Raw genomic sequence first — 18,910 nt, 5'->3', positions numbered from 1 at the left:
GGCTGCGGCTAGTCTGCCCATATGTCCGGCAACCCCCGATTCATTCACCTCCGGGTGCATACCGAATATTCGCTCCTCGAAGGGGCGGTGCGGCTCAAGAAACTGCCGGGTCTTTGCGAAAAGGCGGGGATGCCCGCCGTCGCCGTCACCGACACCAACAACATGTTCGCCGCATTGGAATTTTCCGTCGCGGCGCAGGGTGCGGGCGTGCAGCCGATCATGGGCTGTCAGGTCGATCTGGCCTATCAGGAGGCGGCACCGGGCGAGCGCGCCAAGCCGCCTGCGCCGGTGGTCCTGCTGGCGCAGAACGAGGCGGGTTACGGCAACCTGATGAAGCTCAATTCCCGCCTCTACCTGCGCGGCGATGGCAGCCTGCCGCATGTGACGGCGGAAGAGCTTGCCACCCATGCCGAGGGGGTGATCTGCCTGACGGGCGGCCCCGATGGCCCGGTGGGGCGGCTCTTGCAGGGCGGGCAGCGTCCGGCGGCGGAAGCGCTCATGGCGCGGCTCAAGGCGGCGTTCGGCGACCGTCTTTACGTGGAGGTGCAGCGCCATCCCGGCGAGGGCGGCGCGCCGGAGGCGGAGCGGCTGAGCGAGCGGGGCCTGATCGAGATGGCCTATGCCATGGACCTGCCGCTTGTCGCCACCAACGATGTCCATTTCCCCGAGGCGCGCATGTATGAGGCGCATGATGCGCTCTTGTGCGTGGCCGAGGGGGCCTATGTCGACCAGAGCGCGCCGCGCCGCCGCCTCACGCCGCAGCATTATTTCAAAAGCCAGGAGGAGATGGCCGCGCTTTTCGCCGACCTGCCCGAGGCGCTGGAAAACACGGTCGAGATCGCGCGGCGCTGTGCCTTCGGTGCGTATAAGCGCGATCCGATCCTGCCGCGCTTCGCCGATGACGAGGTGGACGAATTGCGCCGTCAGGCGCGCGAGGGGCTGGCGGCGCGGCTCTCTGTCATCCCCCATGCCGCGCCGGTGGAAGACTATGAAAAACGGCTCGAATTCGAGCTGGGGGTCATCGAGGGGATGGGCTTTCCGGGCTATTTCCTGATCGTCGCCGATTTCATCAAATGGGCCAAGGAGCAGGATATTCCCGTGGGTCCCGGGCGCGGCTCGGGCGCGGGCAGCCTCGTGGCCTATGCGCTGACCATCACGGACCTTGACCCGCTGCGCTACAGCCTGCTCTTCGAGCGGTTCCTGAACCCCGAGCGCGTGTCGATGCCCGATTTCGACATCGATTTCTGCATGGACCGCCGCGAGGAAGTGATCCGCTATGTGCAGGAGAAATACGGCCAGGACCGGGTGGGGCAGATCATCACCTTCGGCGCGCTTTTGTCCAAGGCGGCGGTGCGCGATCTGGGGCGGGTCTTGCAGATGCCTTACGGCCAGGTGGACCGGCTGTCGAAGATGATCCCCGTCGAAGGGGTCAAGCCCGTTTCCATCGAGAAGGCCTTGGCCGACGAGCCGCGCCTGCGCGACGCGGCGCAGGCCGAGGAGGTGGTCAAACGGCTTCTGGACTATGGCCAGCAGGTCGAGGGGCTGCTCAGGAACGCCTCGACCCATGCCGCGGGCGTGGTGATCGGGGATCGCCCGCTCGATGAGCTGGTGCCGCTCTACCGCGATCCGCGCTCGGACATGCCCGCGACGCAATTCAACATGAAATGGGTGGAGCAGGCGGGGCTCGTGAAGTTCGACTTTCTCGGTCTCAAGACGCTGACCGTCATTCAGAACGCCATTGCGCAGATCCGCGCCGGGGGGCGTGACCTGCATATGGCCGCCGACGGCAGCACGATCTATCAGCCCGCGCCGGGGGCCGAGAACGATATCGGGCAGATCCCGCTCGATGATGCAAAGACCTACGAGATGTATGCCCGCGCGCGCACGGTCGCGGTGTTCCAGGTGGAAAGCTCGGGCATGATGGACGCACTCAAACGGATGCGCCCGACCTGCATCGAGGATATCGTGGCGCTTGTCGCGCTCTACCGGCCCGGACCGATGGAGAACATACCGACCTATTGCGAGGTCAAGAACGGGCTGCGCGAGATCGAAAGCATCCATCCGCTGATCGACGATATCCTCGAAGAGACCCAGGGCATCATCGTCTATCAGGAACAGGTGATGCAGATCGCGCAGGTCATGGCGGGCTACAGCCTTGGCGGCGCGGACCTGTTGCGCCGCGCCATGGGCAAGAAGATCAAGGAGGCGATGGACGCCGAGCGGCCCAAGTTCGAGGCCGGTGCCATGGCCAATGGCGTGGACAAGCGCAAGGCGCGCGAGGTCTTTGACCTGCTGGAGAAATTCGCCAATTACGGCTTCAACAAGTCGCACGCCGCGGCCTATGCGGTGGTGAGCTATCAGACCGCGTGGCTCAAGGCCAATCACCCGGTCGAGTTCATGGCCGGCGTGATGAATTGCGACATTCACCTCACCGACAAGCTGGCGGTCTATTTCGAGGAGGTGAAGAAGGGGCTGGGCCTGCCCTGGGCGCCGCCTTGCGTGAACCGCTCCGAGGCCGTTTTCGTGGTGCGCGCGGGTGTGCTGCACTATGCGCTCGGCGCGCTCAAGAATGTCGGTGTCGAGGCGATGCGCCTCATTGTCGAGGGGCGGGGCGAGAGCGCCTTTGCCACGCTGTACGATGTCGCGCGGCGCGTCGATCTCAAGCGGGTGGGCAAGCGCCCGCTGGAAATGCTGGCGCGGGCAGGGGCGTTCGATGTGCTCGACCGCAATCGCCGCCGCGTGTTCGAGAGCATCGAGGCGCTGATGAGCTATTCGGCGGCGATCCATGAGCAGAAGGCATCCGATCAGGTCTCGCTCTTCGGCGAGGCGGGGGACGATCTGCCCGAGCCGCGTCTGGCCCCCGTCGAGGACTGGCTGCCCGCCGAGCGTCTGACCGAGGAGTTCAAGGCGGTGGGCTTTTACCTCTCGGGTCATCCGCTCGACGATTACATGACCGTGCTCAGGCGGCAGGACGTGCGCGCGCTCGACGAGGTTCTGGCGCGGGCGGCGCAGGGGCCGTGCATCGTCAAGATGGCCGGTGTCGTGGCCGGTCGGCAGGAGCGCAAATCGGCGCGCGGCAACCGCTTTGCCTTTGCGCAACTGAGCGACCCGACCGGCGGCTACGAGATCACGCTCTTCTCCGAAGTGCTGGAGAAGTCGCGCGACTATCTGGAAGCCGGCGCGCAGGTGGTGATTCAGGCCGAGGCGACGATGGAGGCGGAACAGCTCAAACTGCTCTGTCGCTCGGTGATGCCGGTGGACGGGATGGTGCAGGATGCGGGCGCCGTGGGCCTGCGCATCTTTGTCGATCAGGCCGAGGCGATTGCCTCGGTCGCGGCGGTGCTGAACGGCGCGGTGCGGGCCGTGCGCGGCACGCGCCCCGGCCCGATCCATTTCCGCCTTCTGGGCGCGGGCCTGCCCGGCGAGGTGGAGATCGACAGCGGCACCGAGTTTCCCGTCACCCCGCAGGTCAAGGGCGCGATCCGAAGCCTCTCCGGCGTGGTCATGGTCGAGGAAATCTGAACGCGGTTAAGCCGGTGTTAACCGGGTTTGTGCCTCAGTCGGGCGATGCGCTGGATTGTCGTTTTCCTTCTCGTGGCTGCCTGCAACGTGCCAAGCCCCGCCTTTCGCGGGTTGGCCCCCGAGCGGGTGAGCGTGGGCGGCAGCGTGTTCGATATCCGCATCAAGGGACGGCACGCGCAGGCGATCCGGATCAACCGGGAATGGGCACCGCGCACGGGTTCGGTGGCCCCTCGCGCGGCGGCGGCCATCGCGGCGCTGAGCGGCTGTGACGCACCCCGCCTCTGGGGCGATCAGGCGATGATCGAGGCGGTGCTCATCTGCACGGCAGAGGCGCGCGCCCATCGTGGCGTCGCGCGGCCCCATGTCTGCCGCGCGGTGCCCACGCAGCGGCGGCTGACCGAAATGGCCTGTCAGCCGGTGGCGAGCGGCTTTTCCATGAAAAGCGAACTTGGCGCGTCCGGGTAATTACCGAACGGCCCGCGCAGGGCAAAGCCGTGGCGGGCATAGAGCCGCTGCGCGTCGAGGAGCAGATTGCCCGTCTCGAGCCGCAGGCAGGGCAGGCCGTGTGCGCGCGCCTCGGCCTCGATCCGGGTCAGCAGCGCGCCCGCGACGCCCTGCCCGCGCGCCTCCTCGGCCACGAACATGGATTTCACCTCGCCATAGCCCTCGCGCAGCGCAAGTGCGCCGGTGCCGAGCGTCTCCGCGCCCCGCCTTGCCACGAAAAAGCGGATGTCGGGGGCGGCGAGCGCGTTGACATCGAGAAAGAAATTGTCCTCGGGCGGGAAGAGCGCCCGCATCAGGGCATGGGACCGGTGCAAAAGCGCGGTGGCCCCCGCGTCGTGCGGGTCGGCTGGAGACACGGTCAGGGCGGGCTGGGTCATGGCGGCTTTCCGACGGGGTGGCGGCAGGCTAGGGCCACCCGTGTGCTTGCACAACCCCGCAATATGCTGTGTATAAGGGCGCGATCCCGCCCATATGCTGTGGTTGTGTGTTGACACCCCAGCCCCTCGCCCTGCACTCTGACGAGTCAACGGAATCACCTAACCCGGACCCGCGCGCGTGCAGTTCACCAAGCTCAGACTGACCGGCTTCAAGAGCTTCGTCGATCCCACCGACCTTGTCATCTCGGGCGGGCTGACGGGGGTTGTGGGGCCCAATGGCTGTGGCAAGTCGAACCTTCTGGAGGCGCTGCGCTGGGTCATGGGCGAGAACCGCGCCTCTGCCATGCGCGGCGACGGCATGGAGGACGTGATCTTTGCCGGGGCGGCGACGCGGCCTGCGCGCAATTTCGCCGAAGTGGTCATGCACATCGACAATTCCGAGCGTCTGGCTCCGGCCGGGTTCAACGAGGCCGACCATCTCGAGATCACCCGCCGGATCACCCGCGATGTCGGCAGTGCCTACAAGGTCAACGGCAAGGAGGTGCGCGCGCGCGATGTGCAGATGCTTTTCGCCGATGCGTCCACGGGCGCGCATTCGCCCGCGCTGGTGCGGCAAGGGCAGATATCGGAACTGATCAACGCGCGACCCAAGGCGCGGCGGCGGATTCTGGAAGAGGCGGCGGGCATTTCCGGCCTCTACCAGCGACGGCATGAGGCGGAGCTGAAGCTGCGCGGCGCGGAGACGAACCTGACCCGCGTCGATGATGTGGTCGAGCAGATGGCGGCGCAACTGGCGCAACTTGCGCGGCAGGCGAAACAGGCGGCACGCTATCGCCAGATCGGCGAGGATTTGCGGCTGGCCGAGGGCCTCTTGCTCTGGCGGCGCTGGCGCGAGGCGGAAGAGGCGCGCAGTCAGGCCGCCGAGGCGCTGCGTGCCCGCACGGTCGATGCCTCGCGCGCCGAAGGTGCTGCGCGAGAGGCCACGCGCGCCCGTGTCGCCGCCGACGATGCCCTGCCCGCCAAGCGCGAAGAAGAGGCCATCGCGGGTGCGATCCTGCAACGGCTGACGGTGCAGCGTGACACATTGGCCCAGCAGGAGGCGGGCGCGCGCGAGCGCATCGCCACGCTGAGCGCGCGCATCGCGCAGCTTGAGCGCGACATGGAGCGCGAGGCGGGCCTCAACCGCGATGCCCATGACACCATCGCGCGGCTTGACTGGGAGGCGGGCGAGCTTGCCAAGGGGGCCGAAGGGCACGAGGCGCGGCTGGCGGCGGCGCAGGACGAGGCGCGCGATGCGGCGCGCGTGTTGCAAGAGCGCGAGAGCGATCTGGGCCAGGTAACCGAGGACATGGCGCGGCTCTCGGCGCGGCACCAATCGGCGCAGCGCCTGATCGAGGATCACCGCAAGACGCTGGCGCGCAGCGAGGCCGAGGCCGAACGCGCCCGCGCCGCGCGCGCGCAGGCGCAGGAGGCGCTGACGCGCGCCGAGGCGGATCACGCCGGGGCATTGCGGGCCGAGACCGAGGCGCACGAGGCGGCAGAGGCCGCCGAGGCGGCGCTGGCGGCAGCGGACGAGGCGCGCAGCTTGACCGCCGCGCGCGAGGCCGAGGCGCGCGCCGCCCGATCCGAGGCCGACGGCGAACTGGGCGCGCTGCGCGCCGAGGCGAACGCGCTGTTGCGGCTTGTCGAGCGCGACACCGCCGAAGGCGGGCAGATCATGGACCGGCTTCAGGTGCAGCACGGCTTTGAAAAGGCGCTGGGCGCGGCGCTGGCCGACGATCTGCGCGCGCCCGAGGTGGCGGCGGACGGGCCGTCGGGCTGGGCGCTTCTGCCCGGCTATGGTGTGCCGCAGCCGCTGCCCGAGGGGGTTACGGCGCTGAGCAATCATGTCTCGGTGCCCGAGGTGCTGGCGCGGCGCATGGCGCAGATCGGCCTTGTCGAGCCGGAGGATGCCGCGCGGCTGCAACCGCTCCTGAAACCCGGTCAGCGGCTGGTGAGCCGCGCGGGCGACCTGTGGCGCTGGGACGGGTTCCGCGCCTGGGCCGAGGATGCGCCGAGCGCGGCCGCCCTGCGGCTCGAACAGATCAACCGGCTGGAGGCGCTCAAGCAGCAGCTTGAAGACGCGAGCGCACGGGCGGACGGGGCGACGCGCGCGCATGAGGCGTTGCGCGCCGATCTGAGCGCCCGCACCGAGGCCGACCGCGCCGCCCGCGCCGCGCGCCGCGAGGCCGATGCGGCGGTCAATGCCGCGAGCCGTGCGCTGAGCCGGGCCGAGGCCGACCGCAACCTTGCCGCGTCCCGGCTCGACTCCTCTGGCCTTGCCGTCACCCGCCACGAGGATGAGGCGATGGCCGCGCGCACCGCGCTGTCGGAGTCCGAGGCGGTTCTGACGGGTTTGGATGATCTGACGGCGGCGCGGGCTGAGCTCGAAGATATCCGCATCACCGTCGAGGCCGCGCGCATGACGATGATGACGCGGCGCTCGGCGGCGGAGGAATTGCGCCGCGAGGGCGAGCGGCGCACCGCGCGGCGGCAGGAAATCGCCAAGGAGGTCAGCGGCTGGCGGCACCGGCTGGAGACGGCGGAAAAGCGCAGCGCGGAACTGGCCGAACGCAAGGCGGCCTCGGAAGCGGAGTTGAGCGCGGCGCGCGACGCGCCCGACCTGCTCGCGGCCAAGCGTGCGGAGTTGTCCGATGAAATCGCCCGCGCCGAAGCACGGCGCGCGGCGGCCGCCGATGCTCTCTCGACGGCCGAGGGCGTGGCACGGCAGGCGGCGGTAACCGAACGCGAGGCCGAGCGGCTGGCATCAGAAGCGCGCGAGGCGCGGGCGCGCGCCGAGGCGCGGGCAGAGGCCGCCCGCGAGACCCGCGATCTGGCCGCCGAACGCATCTCCGAAGCGGTCGAGATGACACCCGACGCGCTGCTTGAAAGCCTTGGGGCCGATCCCGACACCCTGCCCGCCTCGGAGGCGATCGAGGCCGATGTGGCGCGGCTCCGGCGGCAACGCGAGGCGCTTGGCGCGGTCAACCTGCGCGCCGAGGAGGATGCCCGCGAGGTCGAGGCCGAGCATAGCGCGCTGGTCAAGGAAAAGACCGATCTGGAAGAGGCGATCCGCACGCTGCGCAACGGGATTGCCAGCCTCAACCGCGAGGGGCGCGAGCGGCTCTTGACCGCGTTCGAGCAGGTCAATTCCAATTTCACGCTGCTGTTTCGCCATCTCTTCGGCGGCGGCGAGGCCAATCTGGTGCTGGTCGAGAGCGACGATCCATTGGAGGCGGGGCTGGAGATCCTGTGCCAGCCGCCGGGCAAGAAGCTCTCGACGCTGAGCCTCTTGTCGGGGGGCGAGCAGACGCTGACGGCGCTGGCGCTGATCTTCGCGGTGTTTCTGGCCAATCCCGCGCCGATCTGCGTGCTGGATGAGGTGGACGCGCCGCTTGACGATGCCAACGTGACGCGGTTCTGCGACCTTCTGGACGAGATGTGCCGCCGCACCGCGACGCGGTTCCTCATCATCACCCACCATGCCGTGACGATGAGCCGGATGGACCGGCTTTTCGGTGTGACCATGGCCGAGCAGGGGGTGAGCCAGCTTGTCTCGGTCGATCTGCGCAAGGCCGAACAAATGGTCGCCTGAGGTGGCGGGCGGGCCGGATTTCAGCCACGAGCAGGCCGCGCGCGCGCTTGGTCATCTTCGCATCGCCGGTGTGGACGAGGTCGGGCGCGGGCCGCTGGCGGGGCCGGTGACGGCGGCGGCGGTGATCCTCGATCCTGACAACATTCCCGAGGGGCTGAACGATTCCAAGGCGTTGAGCGCGGCGCGGCGCGCCGTGCTTGCCGCGCGGATCCGCGCCGTGGCGGAGGTATCGGTCGCCCATGCCTCGGTCGAGGAGGTTGACCGCCTCAACATCCTGCGCGCCGCGCATCTGGCGATGGAGCGGGCCATCGCGGGCCTCGATCCGGCGGCGGATTTCGCGCTGATCGACGGCAATCTTGTCCCGCGTAGCCTCATGCTTCCGGCGCGGGCAATCGTGAAGGGCGACGCGCTCTGCCTCTCGATCGCGGCGGCCTCGATCGTGGCCAAGGAGGTGCGCGATGCGCTGATGCGGGATTTGGCGCAACAGTGTCCCGGCTATGGCTGGGAGAAGAACGCCGGTTACCCGTCAAAGGCGCATAAGCAGGCCCTCCTAGATTTGGGGGCGACCCCCCATCATAGGCGTTCGTTCCGGCCCGTCCACAATATCTTGTATCAAGAAAAATAACTAACCATCTGATTCAAAAAAGAAATTGACCGCGAATCAGGTTTGACTCATTCTCTGACCCAACGACCAGAGCGCCAAAGCGCCGGGACAGAGGCAGAGAATGACAATCATGACGAGACCCAAGGGCGCGCCCGCGCTCCCCCTCAACACGATCCTTTCCGGCGATTGCATCGAGGCGATGAACGGCCTTCCCGAGGCCAGCATCGACCTGATCTTTGCCGATCCCCCCTATAATCTTCAGCTCAAGGGCGATCTTCACCGGCCCGACAACAGCGCGGTGGACGCGGTGGATGACGCCTGGGACCGGTTCGACAGTTTCGCCACCTATGACCGGTTCACGCGTGACTGGCTGGCGGCGGCGCGGCGGCTGCTCAAGCCCAATGGCGCGCTCTGGGTGATCGGGTCTTATCACAATATCTACCGCGTGGGGGCCGCATTGCAGGATGCGGGGTTCTGGATCCTCAACGATGTCGTGTGGCGCAAGGCCAACCCGATGCCGAACTTTCGCGGCAAGCGGCTGACCAATGCGCATGAGACGCTGATCTGGGCCAGCCGCGAGGAGGGGGCGAAATACACCTTCAACTACGAGGCACTGAAATCGCTCAACGAGGGGGTGCAGATGCGCAGCGACTGGGTGCTGCCCATTTGCACCGGGCACGAACGGCTGAAGGACGCGCAGGGCGACAAGGCGCATCCGACGCAAAAGCCCGAGAGCCTGTTGCACCGGGTGATCGTGGGCACGACCAATCCGGGCGATGTGGTGCTCGATCCGTTCTTCGGAACCGGCACCACCGGCGCGGTCGCCAAGATGCTGGGGCGCGATTATATCGGGATCGAGCGCGAGGCGTCCTATCGCGCCGTGGCCGAGAAGCGGCTGGCGGCTGTGCGCCGCTATGACCGCGAGGCGCTTTTGGTGTCCGCCTCGAAGCGGTCGGAACCGCGCGTGCCCTTCGGCACGCTGGTCGAGCGCGGGATGCTGCGCCCCGGCGAGGTGCTGACCTCGGTCAATGGCAAGGCGGCGGCCAAGGTCCGCGCCGATGGCACGCTCGTGGCCGATGGCGTCAACGGCTCGATCCATCAGGTCGGCGCGCATCTCGAGGGTGCGCCCTCGTGCAACGGCTGGACCTATTGGTGTTTTCGCCGCGACGGCAAGAGCGTGCCCATCGACGTGCTGCGCCAGCAGATCCGCTCGGAGATGGGCGAGCGGCCCAACTGATCCGGAAACACCGCCGATGTCCGGGGCCTGACTTTCCCGGACATCCTTACCTCACCCCGTCGCGCCGGTCGTGACGGGGCTTTTTCGTGGCCTCAGACCGCCGCCAGCCGTCGCGCGGCCAGCCAGCTTGCCAGCGCCATGACCCCGGCCGTGGCAAGGCAGAGCGGCAGGCCGCCCGCCTGATAGCTCAGGCCCGACAGGAGCGTGCCGATGAGCCGACCGGCGGCGTTGGCCATGTAGTAGAAGCCCACATCGCGGGTGATCCGGTCCGCCGCGCCGAAGGCGAGGATCAGATAGGAATGGACCGAGGAATTGATGGCAAAGACAAAGCCGAAAAGGAGAAGCCCGGCCACCAGCGTGCCCGTGAGCCACGGTGCCGGACCACCCGCGAAGAGCGCGCCAAGCGCCAACGCAAAGGGGATCGGCACCAGCCACCCCGCCCAGCGGATCGCGCGCGCGGTGATCGCGCTCTCGGGTTGTGATCTCGCCCCCAGAAGGCGGGGGGCAAGCGCCTGCACCCCGCCATAGGCGATGATCCAGAGCGCCATGAAGCCGCCCACCAGAAAGAACGCCTCGCGCCGCCCCGCGTCGGTGCCGTCCGACAGCACCATCTGGAAATAGACCGGCACGCCCACCACGAACCACACGTCGCGCGCGCCGAAAAGGAACATCCGCGCAAGGCTGAGCCGGTTGACGCGCGGATCGGCAGAGCGCCAGCCGCCCCAGGCCTCGGCGGATTTCATGCGTCCCGGCAGACCGGCGGGCAGGAAGAGCACCACCGCCGCAAGGATGACCGCGAGAAGAGCGGCCATGCCCCAGACGGCCGCGTTGAACCCCGCAAGGCCGAGGAGCGCCGCGCCAAGGAAAAAGCCCGCGCCCTTGACCGCGTTCTTGGAGCCGGTGAGCCAGGCCACCCAACGGAACAGCCCGCCGTCGCCCGAAGGTGCCAGCAGCTTGACGGCGGATTTCGAGGACATCTTGGCCAGATCCTTGGCCACGCCCGAGATGCCCTGCACCGCCATGACGAAGGCGACCGAGGCAGCGATGCTCCATGCCGGGTCAAGCTGTGCAAGGGCCACAAGCGCGCCGATCTGAAGCGCAAGCCCGCCATAGAGCGTCGCCGCCAGCCCGAAGCGCGCGGCAAGCCACCCCGCCGCAAGGTTGGTCACGATCCCCGCCACCTCGTAGAGCAGGAAGAGCCAGGCCAGTTGCACAGGCGTGAAGCCGAGCGTGTTGAAATGCAAGAGAACGAGCATCCGCAGCGCGCCATCCGACAGCATGAAGGCCCAATAGGCCGCCGTGACGGCCGCATAGGCGCGCAGCGGATTGGCGGTCTGCGTCACAGCGTGGCCGCGACCATGCGGGCGATGTCGCCCAGACGGCAGGCATAGCCCCATTCGTTGTCATACCACGCATAGACCTTCACCTGCGTGCCGTTCACGACCATGGTCGAGGGCCCGTCTATGACCGAGGAGCGCGGATCGTTGGTATAGTCGGACGACACGAGCGGGCGCGTCTCGAATCCGAGGATACCGGCAAGCGGCCCGTCGGCTGCGGCCCGGAAGAGCGCGTTGACCTCTTCCACGGTGGTTTCGCGGGCCATCTCGAACACGCAATCGGTCAGCGAGGCATTGAGCAGCGGCACGCGCACGGCATGGCCGTTCAGGCGCCCCTTGAGGTCGGGATAGATGAGCGTGATCGCCGTGGCGCTGCCGGTGGTGGTGGGAATGAGGTTGGTGAGCGCCGAGCGCGCGCGGCGCATGTCCTTCGCCGGGCGGTCGACGATGGTCTGGGTATTGGTCACGTCATGTATCGTGGTGATCGCGCCGTGACGGATGCCGATGGCCTCGTGCAGGACCTTGACCACCGGTGCCAGGCAATTGGTGGTGCAGGAGGCGGCGGTGATGACGCGCTGCGTGCCGTCGTAAAGGTGATGATTGACGCCATAGACAAGGTTGAGCGCGCCGCCGTCCTTGACCGGGGCGCTGACCACAACCTTCTTGACCCCGGCGTCGAAATAGGGGGCGAGTTTCGCCCCGGCCTTGAACACGCCGGTGCAGTCGATCACCAGATCGACGCCCATCTCGGCGAGCGGCAGGGCCGCGATGGCCCGCTCATGGGTGAGGCGGACGGTCCGGCCATCCAGCACCAGGGCACCGGGAGCATGGCCCACCGGGGTGCGCCAGCGGCCATGGACCGAGTCGAACTCCATCAGGAGGGCGTGCTGTTCGGCATCGCCCACGGGATCGTTCAGCAGCACGATCTCGCCACCGCTGCCGCTGTCGATCAGGTCGCGCAGAACAAGCTTTCCGATGCGGCCAAGGCCGTTGAGGGCAATCCGGGGCATGGGATGTCAGGCTTTCTCTTGGGTTGCGGCGTCGGTGCCGATCTCGTCCACGCGGGCCTGAAGCGCCAGGCGGCTCAGGCTCTCGAAGGGCAGTTCGACAAAGGCGGTGATCCGGCGGCGCAGCGCGGCATAGGTCTGGGCAAAGACCAGCGCCTTTTCCGCCTCGGTGCCGGTGGCCTTGACCGGGTCGGGCAGGCCCCAATGGCCGGTGATGGGCTGGCCGGGCCAGGGCGGGCATTCCTCGCCCGCTGCCGTGTCGCAGACGGTAAAGACGAAATCCATCACCGGCGCGCCTTCGGCCTGAAACTCGGAGACATGCTTGGAGCGCATGTCCTCCACGCGGTGCCCGTTGCGCCGCAGGATGTCGAGCGCCAAGGGGTTGAGCGTGGAGTTGGGGTTGTAGCCGGCGGAAAACGCCTGAAACCGACCCTTGCTCAGATCGCGCAGCAGCGCCTCGGCAAAGATCGAGCGGGCCGAATTGCCCGAGCAAATGAAGAGGACGTTGAACCTGTCGGTCATGGGGCTGTCCTTTGTGGCGAGGAGGGGGGCGATGAGATCGGGCCGCGCGCGTCCCACATCGAGCGCGAGATAGCCGATCAGCGCCTCGGTGGCGTCAAGATCGACCGAATAGAGCAGCGTGCGCCCCTGCCGTCTGGAACGGATCAACCCGCAGGCGGCAAGGTCGGAGAGGTGATGCGAGAGGGTGTTCTGTTTCAGGCCAAGCGCCGCGGCGATATCCGTGGGGCGCTGGCCGTGCGGCGCAAAGCGCATGAGTAGCCGGAACACCGCAAGGCGCGCCGGATGGCCAAGCGTGGCGAAGGCGAGAGAAGCATCATTTATTTCCATAATTCCCGATTAATGGAAATCAAACATGTTTCAAGTGAAGGTTTCGTGACATCACGCCCCTGGCGGCGGTCCGAGCGAGGCGCGGCAGGCGATGCTTGTCTCCAGTTTCACGCTCGGCCCCGGATCTTTGCCCGCGCAAAGCGTGATAAGCATCTGTGCCGCGCGGCGGCCCATCTGGCGGTGGGGCACATGCACCGTGGTAAGCGCGGGCGTGACGATCCCCGCCAGTTCGATATCGTCAAAGCCGGTGACCGAGACATCGCCGGGAACCGACAGCCCCATCTCGCGCGCGGCCATCAGCGCGCCCGCGGCAAAGACATCATTGCCGCAGAGCACGGCGGTGGGGCGCGGCCTGCGCGCCATCAGCCGACGAAACGCGGCGGCACCGTTCTCGATGGAATAGGCCATTTCCTCGACTGCGAGCGCGCCGGCATCCTGCCCCCTTGCGCGCATCGCCGCCCCGATCCCATCGAACCGGGCGCGGGCGCGGTCATTTTGCGCACGCGGCGCGGTGATCGCGGCCAGGTGGCGATGCCCCAGCCCCAGCACCTTTTCCGCCAACGCCTGCATGGCGGCCCGATTGTCGAACCCGATCGACAGGCGCGGCGAGGCCGGGTCATGCACCCAGGCGGCAAGATAGGGAATGCGCCGCCGGTCGAGCAGGTCATAGGCCGCTTCTGTGCGGTCATGGCCGATCAGCAGAAGCGCATCCGCCCCGCGTGCGACGAGGGCGCGGATCTGATCCTCTTCCAGCGCGGGATCGTAGGAGGAGGACGCCACCAGAAGGGTGATGCCGTTGCGGCCCAACTCCTCCTGAAAGGCCTGAAGCCCGCGCGCGAAGATCGCGTTCTCCATCGTCGGGATGATCGCGCCAAAGGTGTTGGTGCGCCTGGCGGCCATCACGCGGGCGCCGAAATTGGGGGCATACCCAAGCGCCTCGACCGCCGCCATGACGCGCGCGCGCGTGGCGGCGCTGACAAGGGTGGGGGAGTTGAGCGTGCGCGAGACGGTGGCGGTCGAGACGCGCGCGCGTGCGGCCACGTCTTCGAGCGTCGGCGCGGCGGTGGTGGCGTCGTCTCGCTGGCGTGGCACCTCGGGCCTCCATCGTTCAAGTCCTTGGCTGCACGATAATGTAAAGGCTTGCATGGTGCAATGTAAGCTCTTACATTTGACGGGACTCATGTCCGCATCGGGAGGAGACGACATGGTTCTTGCGATTGCCGCGCTGCTCTTTGCCGCGTTCGTGCTCGATGTGGCGCTGGGCGCGCTGGCGGGCGCCGCGCTCCTGAGCGACGTGCAGGCGATGCTGCTTTTGCTGGCCGCTTCGGTGGCCTTTGTGGTGGCGATCCTGCGCCGTGAGGCGGAGGCCAGAAAATAATCAAACGCTTATAATAATGACGCTCAACAGGGAGGAGCATGATGACACCGATTGAAAACGGGCTTGCGTCCGAGGAACGCCGGAATTTTCTCAAACTCGCGGCCAGCGGAGGCTTTACCGCCGCGATGGTGGCGGGTGCGGCGGGGGCGCTGTGGTCATCCGAGGCCGCCGCCCAGACCCAGCAGGAAGAGCGCGCGCGCGAACAGGCGGCCGAGCATGTGATGACGATTGCCACGGCCTATGTGCTGGGCACGTCGCGCAGCTATCCGATGATGCAGCTTGACCTCAAGGAGAACATCCAGAACGCCACGGCAGGCAAGGTCTATGTCAAGCTTGCCCCCGGCGGGCAGCTTGGTGCGGGCGGCGCGCTGGTGCAGGCGGTGCAGGGCGGCACGATTCAGGCGGCGCAGCATTCGCTGTCGAATTTCGCGCCCTTTGCGGCGGCGGTCGATCTCATCAACCTGCCCTATTTCTGCGGCTCCAACCAGCGGTTCACCAATCTGGTGTCATCGGATGTGTGGACATCCGAAGTGCATCCCAAGGTTGAGGCGGCGGGGTTCAAGCCGCTGTTCTACGTGGTGATCGACCCGCGCGTGGTGGCGATGCGCAAGGGCAGGGCCGGGCCGGTGCTGACGCCCGGCGATCTCAAGGGCGTCAAGTTCCGGGTGCCGGGCTCAAAGATGCTCCAGCAATATTACCGGATGGTGGGCGCCAACCCGACGCCCGTGGCCTGGGGCGAGACGCCTTCGGCGATCAAGCAGGGCGTGGCCGATGCGCTCGACCCGTCGGTGGGCGCGCTTTTTGTCTTTGGCTTCAAGGACATCCTGAGCCACATCACCTTTACCCAGGCCGTGCCTGACAGTCAGGTCTATTCGGTCAACCTTGAGTGGTTCAACGGCTTGCCGGGCGATGTGAAAGAGGGGATCGAATGGGCGGGCGAGATGACCGCGCATCAGAACCTTGCCAAGGTGCCCTCGGCGCGTGCCCATGCGATGGCCGAATTGACCGCTGCCGGGGTGCAATTCCACAGCCTCTCCGACGATCAACTGGCCGAATGGCAGGCGACCGGCGGCTATCAGCGCAGCGAATGGGACCCGTTCAAGCTGGAGCTTGCAGGCTCGATGGAGACCTTCGAGAAGCTGGCCGAGGCGGCGGGCACGCAGGGCAAATACTACGTCCACGACGCCTGAGCGAGGGGCGGGGCCGGAGCAAACCGGCCCTGCCTTTGCAAGAGACAGCACGACCGCAGCACGCCGCGCCCTGTCGCGCGGCCCCGATAGGAGCGTCGCCCATGAAACTGCTCAAGGTGCTTGACCGCAATGCCGAACGCTGGGCGCTTCTGGTGTTTTACGTGTTGCTGGTGGTGACGATGTTCATCGAGGTGCTGCGGCGCGAAGTGCTGTCCTATTCCTCGATCTGGGGCGAGGAGATCGTGCGCTATGCCTTCATCTACCTCGCCTGGATCGGGGCGGCGGCGGCGGTGCGCGAGCGTGCGCATATCCGCATCGACGTGATCCTTGAATATGTCGGGCGGCGGGTGAAGGCGGCGCTGTATATCTTCGGCGATCTGGTGATGTTCGTGGTCGCCATCGTGGCGTTTTACTGGTCGCTGGAGACGGTGCTTGTCTCGGCCAAGTTCGGCTCGGTCACGCATGGGCTTCGGATCAGCCAGGTCTGGTTTCTCGCCGCCGTCCCCATCGGGTTCGGCCTCATGATGCTTCGCCTCGTGCAGTCCTTCCTGCGCGACCTGCACGACCTTCGTCACGGGAACCCCGTCTACGAAGGCGGCAAGATGTTCGACTGAGGGGGCGCGTCATGCTTTGGAACCAGATGCAACAGACGGTCGAGCTTGGCTGGGATTTCTACGGTCCGGTTCTCTTGTTCGTGCTGCTGGTGGCGCTTGCCGTGCCGGTCTGGGCGGCGATCGGCGCGTCGGCGATCATCATGCTGATGTGGTCGGGCGCGCTGCCGCTCAGCCTTGTGGGCGAGAGCCTTTTCCACGGCATCGACCATTTCGCGCTCACCGCCGTGCCGCTTTTCATCCTGACGGGGGATGTGCTGGTGCGCACGGGGCTCAGCCGCAAGTTTCTCGACGTGGCCGAGGCGCTGACGCAATTTGCCAAGGGCGGGTTCGGCTCGGCCACGGTGCTCGTGTGCGGGATGTTCGCGGCCATTTCCGGCTCGGATGCGGCGGGGGCGGCGGCGGTGGGGCGGATGACCATCAACCGGCTGGTGGAGTCGGGCTATCCGCGCCCCTATGCCTGCGCGCTGGTGGCGGCGGGGGCCTGCACCGGCATCCTCATCCCGCCCTCCATCGCCTATATCGTCATCGGGCTGGTGCTGGGCATCTCGGCCTCGACGCTTTTTCTGGCGGCGGTCATTCCCGGCATCGCCATCCTGCTGTCGATCCTTGCCACCAATATCATCATGAACCGGCTTTACGGCTGGGAGGGCGGCGGCAACATGTCGTTCTCCGAGTGGGCGAGGCGGCTTGGCGTGGCGCTCAAATCCGGCTGGTATGCGTTCATCGTGCCGGGGATCATCTTCTACGGTATCTTCTCGGGCCAGATGACCCCGACCGAGGCGGGGGCCACGGCGGTGGTGGTGACGATCATCATGGGGTTCATCCTCGGCACGCTGAAGCTCAGCGATTTTCCGTCGATGCTGATCTCTTCGGCCAAGGTCAACGGGGTGATCCTGCCGATCATCGCCTTCTCGCTGCCGCTGGCGCAGGCGCTGGCGATCATGGGCGTGCCGCAGGGCTTTGTCGCGGCGGCCACCTCGGTCAGTGAGGAGCCATGGGTTTTGATCCTGATGATGGTGCTCATCCTGATCGCGGCAGGGCTGGTGATGGAGACGACGCCCAATATCGTCATCCTCGCGCCGATCCTGAAGCCATTGGCCGACAATATCGGCATGAACGAAATCCAGTTCTGCATCATGATGATCACCGCGCTGGGCGTGGGCTTCATCACGCCGCCCCTGGGCCTCAACCTCTTTGTTGTGGCCGGGCTGACGGGCGAATCGATCCTGCGGATCGCGTATCGCGCCATTCCCTTCGTGTTCTTCATGTTCGTGGTGACGCTTTTCATCGCCTATGTTCCGGCGATTTCCACCACGCTGCTTCCCGACATCTACAAATAGGAGTCATTCATGCCCCGCGACTATCTCAAGAAAGCCCCCCGCCATTCGCGCAGCGACGCCTCCGAGACGCGCGACATCGTGCGCGGCATTCTCGATGATATCGAGGCGCGCGGGGATGCCGCCGCGCTGGAATATGCCGCGAAATTCGACAAATACGACGGCGACCTGATCCTGACGCCCGAGGCGATTGCGGCAGCCACCGCGCTTGTGCCCGAAAAGCTGCGCCGCGATATCGACTTTGCCCATGCGAATGTGCGCAAATTCGCCGAGGCGCAGAAAGCCACCGTGGCCGATTTCGAGGTCGAGGTGGTGCCGGGGCTGATTGCCGGGCAAAAGGCGATCCCGGTGCAGGCGGCGGGCTGTTACGTGCCGGGCGGGCGCTATAGCCATATCGCCAGCGCCATCATGACCGTGACCACGGCCAAGGTGGCCGGATGCAGCAATATCGCCGCCTGTTCGCCGCCGCGCCCCGGCGTGGGCATCGCGCCCGCCATCGTCTATGCCGCGCATGTCTGCGGGGCCGATCAGATATTGGCGATGGGCGGCGTGCAGGGGGTGGCGGCGATGACCTTCGGCCTGTTCGGTCTGCCGAAGGCCAATATCCTTGTCGGTCCCGGCAACCAGTTCGTGGCCGAGGCCAAGCGGATGCTCTTTGGCCGTGTCGGCATCGACATGATCGCGGGCCCTACCGACAGCCTGATCCTTGCCGACGGCAGCGCCGATCCGATGATCGTCGCGACCGATCTGGTGGGTCAGGCCGAGCATGGCTACAACTCGCCCGTCTGGCTGGTGACCGATGATCGCGCGCTGGCCGAGGAGGTGATGCGCCTCGTGCCGCTCCTGATCGACGATCTGCCCGAGGTGAACCGCGACAACGCCTTTGCGGCGTGGCGCGACTATGCCGAGGTGATCGTTTGCGGGAACCGCGAGGAGATGGCCGCCACATCGGACGCCTACGCGCCCGAACATTTGACGGTGCAGGCCGCTGATCTGGATTGGTGGCTGGCGCGGCTCACCTGCTATGGTTCGCTGTTTCTGGGCGAGGAGACCACCGTGGCCTTTGGCGACAAGGCGGCGGGCACGAACCATGTGCTGCCCACCTCCGGCGCGGCGCATTATACCGGCGGCCTGTCGGTGCATAAATACATGAAGATCGTCACATGGCAGCGCGCCACCCGAGAAGGGGCGAAGCCCGTGGCAGAGGCCACCGCGCGCATCTCGCGGCTGGAGGGGATGGAGGGGCACGCGCGCACCGCCGATATCCGCCTGCGCAAGTATTTTCCGGGCGAGAATTTCGACCTTTCGGCAGAGGGCTGA

At 66.8% G+C, this 18,910-nt stretch carries 15 protein-coding genes; 10 read left to right on the top strand and 5 right to left on the bottom strand.

What is annotated here, in order from left to right; all coding sequences use genetic code 11:
- The first annotated feature begins 21 nt into the window (after positions 1 to 21).
- Both dnaE and ABIE57_RS02495 read left to right on the top strand, forming a co-directional pair.
- Positions 22 to 3,522, top strand: coding sequence for a DNA polymerase III subunit alpha (dnaE, locus tag ABIE57_RS02500; protein ID WP_354537419.1), 3,501 nt, complete (start codon positions 22 to 24; stop codon positions 3,520 to 3,522).
- Between the two features lie 45 nt (positions 3,523 to 3,567).
- Entirely contained in the window at positions 3,568 to 3,987 is a 420-nt protein-coding gene (locus ABIE57_RS02495) for a hypothetical protein (protein ID WP_354537418.1), read from the top strand.
- Here the strand turns inward: ABIE57_RS02495 and ABIE57_RS02490 are convergent.
- Entirely contained in the window at positions 3,933 to 4,403 is a 471-nt protein-coding gene (locus ABIE57_RS02490; RefSeq protein ID WP_354537417.1) for a GNAT family N-acetyltransferase, read from the bottom strand. The two genes, ABIE57_RS02495 and ABIE57_RS02490, sit on opposite strands and share 55 nt — an antisense overlap.
- A gap of 178 nt (positions 4,404 to 4,581) precedes the next feature.
- On the opposite strand from ABIE57_RS02490, the gene ABIE57_RS02485 reads away from it, so the two are divergent.
- The 3 genes from ABIE57_RS02485 to ABIE57_RS02475 all read left to right on the top strand — a co-directional run bounded on the left by ABIE57_RS02485 (position 4,582) and on the right by ABIE57_RS02475 (position 9,878).
- Positions 4,582 to 8,037, top strand: a complete 3,456-nt coding sequence (locus tag ABIE57_RS02485) for a chromosome segregation SMC family protein (protein ID WP_354537416.1) — start codon at positions 4,582 to 4,584, stop codon at positions 8,035 to 8,037.
- A 1-nt stretch (position 8,038) separates the two neighbouring features.
- Entirely contained in the window at positions 8,039 to 8,662 is a 624-nt protein-coding gene (rnhB, locus tag ABIE57_RS02480) for a ribonuclease HII (RefSeq protein WP_354537415.1), read from the top strand.
- 100 nt (positions 8,663 to 8,762) lie between these two features.
- Positions 8,763 to 9,878 carry a site-specific DNA-methyltransferase gene (locus ABIE57_RS02475; RefSeq protein ID WP_354537414.1) on the top strand — a complete coding sequence of 372 codons (1,116 nt, stop codon included), beginning with the start codon at positions 8,763 to 8,765 and terminating at the stop codon, positions 9,876 to 9,878.
- A gap of 92 nt (positions 9,879 to 9,970) precedes the next feature.
- On the opposite strand, the gene arsJ is transcribed toward ABIE57_RS02475, so the two are convergent.
- Genes arsJ through ABIE57_RS02455 form a run of 4 tightly spaced genes read right to left on the bottom strand, consistent with a single transcriptional unit; the run spans position 9,971 to position 14,163 of the window.
- Positions 9,971 to 11,221, bottom strand: coding sequence for an organoarsenical effux MFS transporter ArsJ (gene arsJ, locus ABIE57_RS02470; protein WP_354537413.1), 1,251 nt, complete (start codon positions 11,219 to 11,221; stop codon positions 9,971 to 9,973).
- Positions 11,218 to 12,225, bottom strand: a complete 1,008-nt coding sequence (locus ABIE57_RS02465; protein WP_354537412.1) for an ArsJ-associated glyceraldehyde-3-phosphate dehydrogenase — start codon at positions 12,223 to 12,225, stop codon at positions 11,218 to 11,220. The genes arsJ and ABIE57_RS02465 overlap by 4 nt, the downstream gene beginning before the upstream one ends.
- 6 nt (positions 12,226 to 12,231) lie before the next feature.
- Complete coding sequence (locus ABIE57_RS02460; RefSeq protein ID WP_354537411.1) at positions 12,232 to 13,071, bottom strand: metalloregulator ArsR/SmtB family transcription factor; 840 nt, start codon at positions 13,069 to 13,071, stop codon at positions 12,232 to 12,234.
- A 51-nt stretch (positions 13,072 to 13,122) separates the two neighbouring features.
- Positions 13,123 to 14,163, bottom strand: a complete 1,041-nt coding sequence (locus tag ABIE57_RS02455; RefSeq protein ID WP_354537410.1) for a LacI family DNA-binding transcriptional regulator — start codon at positions 14,161 to 14,163, stop codon at positions 13,123 to 13,125.
- A gap of 112 nt (positions 14,164 to 14,275) precedes the next feature.
- On the opposite strand from ABIE57_RS02455, the gene ABIE57_RS02450 reads away from it, so the two are divergent.
- The 5 genes from ABIE57_RS02450 to hisD all read left to right on the top strand — a co-directional run bounded on the left by ABIE57_RS02450 (position 14,276) and on the right by hisD (position 18,910).
- A complete protein-coding gene (locus ABIE57_RS02450; protein ID WP_354537409.1) occupies positions 14,276 to 14,449 on the top strand; it encodes a hypothetical protein in 174 nt (57 codons plus the stop codon).
- Positions 14,450 to 14,490: 41 nt separating this feature from the next.
- Positions 14,491 to 15,639, top strand: coding sequence for a TRAP transporter substrate-binding protein (locus tag ABIE57_RS02445; RefSeq protein WP_354537408.1), 1,149 nt, complete (start codon positions 14,491 to 14,493; stop codon positions 15,637 to 15,639).
- Between the two features lie 101 nt (positions 15,640 to 15,740).
- Positions 15,741 to 16,253, top strand: a complete 513-nt coding sequence (locus ABIE57_RS02440) for a TRAP transporter small permease (RefSeq protein WP_354537407.1) — start codon at positions 15,741 to 15,743, stop codon at positions 16,251 to 16,253.
- 11 nt (positions 16,254 to 16,264) lie between these two features.
- Positions 16,265 to 17,593 (top strand): TRAP transporter large permease, encoded by a 1,329-nt coding sequence (locus ABIE57_RS02435; protein WP_354537406.1) that lies wholly within the window; start codon positions 16,265 to 16,267, stop codon positions 17,591 to 17,593.
- A gap of 9 nt (positions 17,594 to 17,602) precedes the next feature.
- A complete protein-coding gene (hisD, locus tag ABIE57_RS02430; RefSeq protein WP_354537405.1) occupies positions 17,603 to 18,910 on the top strand; it encodes a histidinol dehydrogenase in 1,308 nt (435 codons plus the stop codon).

It is taken from the genome of Roseovarius sp. MBR-6, assembly GCF_040547525.1.
Taxonomy (GTDB): domain Bacteria; phylum Pseudomonadota; class Alphaproteobacteria; order Rhodobacterales; family Rhodobacteraceae; genus Roseovarius.
Note: the sequence above shows the minus strand (reverse complement) of the source record. Positions and strands in the feature narration are given on the sequence as shown.

Excerpts from the sequence above, each read along its gene's own strand:
- dnaE (WP_354537419.1), top strand. The coding sequence starts at position 22 with ATGTCCGGCAACCCCCGATTCATTCACCTCCGGGTGCATACCGAATAT.
- ABIE57_RS02495 (WP_354537418.1), top strand. The coding sequence starts at position 3,568 with ATGCGCTGGATTGTCGTTTTCCTTCTCGTGGCTGCCTGCAACGTGCCA.
- ABIE57_RS02490 (WP_354537417.1), bottom strand. The coding sequence starts at position 4,403 with ATGACCCAGCCCGCCCTGACCGTGTCTCCAGCCGACCCGCACGACGCG.
- ABIE57_RS02475 (WP_354537414.1), top strand. The coding sequence starts at position 8,763 with ATGACAATCATGACGAGACCCAAGGGCGCGCCCGCGCTCCCCCTCAAC.
- ABIE57_RS02465 (WP_354537412.1), bottom strand. The coding sequence starts at position 12,225 with ATGCCCCGGATTGCCCTCAACGGCCTTGGCCGCATCGGAAAGCTTGTT.
- ABIE57_RS02460 (WP_354537411.1), bottom strand. The coding sequence starts at position 13,071 with ATGGAAATAAATGATGCTTCTCTCGCCTTCGCCACGCTTGGCCATCCG.
- ABIE57_RS02450 (WP_354537409.1), top strand. The coding sequence starts at position 14,276 with ATGGTTCTTGCGATTGCCGCGCTGCTCTTTGCCGCGTTCGTGCTCGAT.
- ABIE57_RS02445 (WP_354537408.1), top strand. The coding sequence starts at position 14,491 with ATGACACCGATTGAAAACGGGCTTGCGTCCGAGGAACGCCGGAATTTT.
- ABIE57_RS02440 (WP_354537407.1), top strand. The coding sequence starts at position 15,741 with ATGAAACTGCTCAAGGTGCTTGACCGCAATGCCGAACGCTGGGCGCTT.
- ABIE57_RS02435 (WP_354537406.1), top strand. The coding sequence starts at position 16,265 with ATGCTTTGGAACCAGATGCAACAGACGGTCGAGCTTGGCTGGGATTTC.
- hisD (WP_354537405.1), top strand. The coding sequence starts at position 17,603 with ATGCCCCGCGACTATCTCAAGAAAGCCCCCCGCCATTCGCGCAGCGAC.